The sequence below is a fragment of the Lysinibacillus sp. GbtcB16 genome (assembly GCF_019091145.1).
Classification (GTDB): domain Bacteria; phylum Bacillota; class Bacilli; order Bacillales_A; family Planococcaceae; genus Lysinibacillus; species Lysinibacillus fusiformis.
In genome coordinates, this window is the sequence record NZ_JAGXJV010000162.1 from 1 (window position 1) to 394 (window position 394).

Annotated in this window: 1 protein-coding gene; it reads right to left on the bottom strand. The window is 33.2% G+C overall.

The features are described from left to right. On the bottom strand, positions 1-378 hold a 378-nt coding region (locus tag KVT27_RS23835), incomplete at its 3' end, for a DEAD/DEAH box helicase family protein (RefSeq protein ID WP_309140245.1). Positions 379-394 lie beyond the last annotated feature (16 nt).

Here is a 394-nt window from a genome sequence, read left to right on the forward strand (position 1 = left end):
TTCAGTTAAGATGCCATGTGAAACAGCTTGGCCAAATCCCATGCGATAAAAGACTTTTCCATATTTACTTTCATCATCCATCGAAGAAATTAATATACTTTTATCTTTTGCATTCTTTTTAGCACTATCTGCATAAATTTTCGGTGTAGCTGTTTGATACATTCGTTTAATTCCTTGAACATTTGTATTGCTATGCACCTTAGAAAAAACACTTTCCTGCTTGTTAGCTTCATATGCTCCAGTTGTTCTGTGGGCTTCATCCGAAATAATTAAATCAAATTCTGGGAAACCTTCTTTTTGTGCTTTGCCTATTACATCAATACTTTGATATGTACTAAATACAACAACCATATCTGCATTTTGTTGAACTTCTTCAATGTCTTTCCAGTTTTTC